The 1,794-nt window shown below is 63.1% G+C and carries 1 protein-coding gene; it reads left to right on the top strand.

Annotated elements, in window-relative coordinates; genetic code table 11:
- Positions 1 to 301: 301 nt before the first annotated feature.
- Positions 302 to 1,794: methyl-accepting chemotaxis protein (locus ACM42_RS08415; protein WP_271527493.1), on the top strand; the 1,493-nt coding region annotated here is incomplete at its 3' end.

Raw genomic sequence — 1,794 nt, 5'->3', positions numbered from 1 at the left:
GGCCTGACCGGTTGTAATTCAGCGGCCAAAACAGCGGCGCGGCCCATTCGGCGGCAGCTCACAGCTTGGCTCGGGGCCTCACATGGGCCCCGAGCCTGTATTCGAGTGGCCCACCTTCCATTTTCCGATAGGCCGGTAAGAATGCGGAGCATTGCTCCGCATTGCCTCCGTAGGAATGCGGAGTATGGCTAATGGTTTCATCATAAGTCGCGCGCATAAAAACAGGGCCGAACTTCGTGCGCAACTCGGGGAGCTGTGCGTGCGATGAGCAATTGGTGCACCGGCAGGCTTGGGGTTTCTGATGTCCTGGATCAATAATCTGCGCATATCCATCAAGGTTTCTGCGGTGTTTGCCGCGATCTGCCTGGTCGTCGCTGGCAGCACCGGGGCGATCTACAATTCGCTGAGCGTGATGAATTCGACGGCAAGAATGACCGTTCATACCTACGAGGTGCTTGAGCAGCTTTCCGGCCTTGTCAGCGCCATGGTCAATCAGGAAACCGGTGTTCGCGGCTATCTCGTGTCGGGCGATGCCGGCTTTCTCGCCCCCTATGAGGCCGGACAAAAGCAGTTTCAGGCGGCGGCGGCCAAGGTCGGCAGCCTGACCTCGGATAACGCGACGCAGCAGAAGCGCCTTGATCAAGTCAAGGCGTTCGCCAGTGACTGGGCGACCAACATCGCGCAGCGCGAAATCGCGCTGATGAAGGATCCGGCAACTCAGGCAAAGGCCCGCGAGCTCGAAGCATCCGGCGCCGGCAAGAAAGCGATGGATGGCTTGCGCGGCGTGGTGCAGGAGATGGACAAGGAAGAGCGGTCGCTGTTGTCGGTGCGGGCAGCGGCCTCCGACGCCGCGTCAGGCAATGCAACTCTGTCCATGCTGATCGGCGGCCTCGTCACCCTTCTGCTATCGCTTGTGGGCGCCTTCGGCGTTGCGTTCGCGGTTACCCGCCCAATCCAGCGTATCACCACGGAGATGGGGATTCTTGCGCAGGGTGACACATCGGTGGTCGTATCGGGCACCGAACGCAAGGACGAGATCGGCGCGATGGCCCAGGCGGTCCAGGTATTCAAGACCAATGCGATCGAGGTCGAGCGGTTGAAGGCGGAACAGGTCGAAGCCGAGCGACGGAATGCGGAGCAACGCAAGCAAGACATGATCAGGCTCGCAGACGATTTCGAAGGCGCTGTCGGTCAGATCATCGGAACGGTCTCGTCCGCCTCGACGCAGCTCGAGGCGTCGGCCTCCACCCTTACGGGTACGGCCGAACGCTCGCAGCAATTGGCGACCACGGTGGCCTCCGCTTCGGAGGAAGCCTCGACCAACGTGCAATCGGTCGCCTCGGCGACGGAGGAGATGGCTTCGTCGGTCGGCGAGATCAGCCGTCAGGTGCAGGAATCGGCGCGGATGGCAGGCGATGCCGTCGGTCAGGCTCGCGCCACCACCGAACGCGTCAGCGAGCTCTCCAAGGCCGCCTCGCGCATCGGCGACGTCGTCGAGCTGATCAACACCATCGCCGGCCAGACCAATCTGCTTGCGCTGAATGCCACCATCGAAGCCGCGCGTGCCGGCGAAGCCGGCCGTGGCTTCGCCGTGGTCGCTTCCGAGGTGAAGGCGCTCGCCGAGCAGACCGCGAAGGCGACCGGGGAGATCGGCCAGCAGATTTCCGGCATCCAGGCCGCGACCAACGACTCGGTCGGCGCCATCAAGGAGATCTCCTCGACCATCGAGCGTCTGTCGGAGATCTCGTCGGCGATCGCGGCGGCGGTGGAAGAGCAGGGTGCGGCGACGCAGGA

Source organism: Bradyrhizobium sp. CCBAU 25338, assembly GCF_028128965.1.
Taxonomy (GTDB): domain Bacteria; phylum Pseudomonadota; class Alphaproteobacteria; order Rhizobiales; family Xanthobacteraceae; genus Bradyrhizobium; species Bradyrhizobium liaoningense.
Note: the sequence above shows the minus strand (reverse complement) of the source record. Positions and strands in the feature narration are given on the sequence as shown.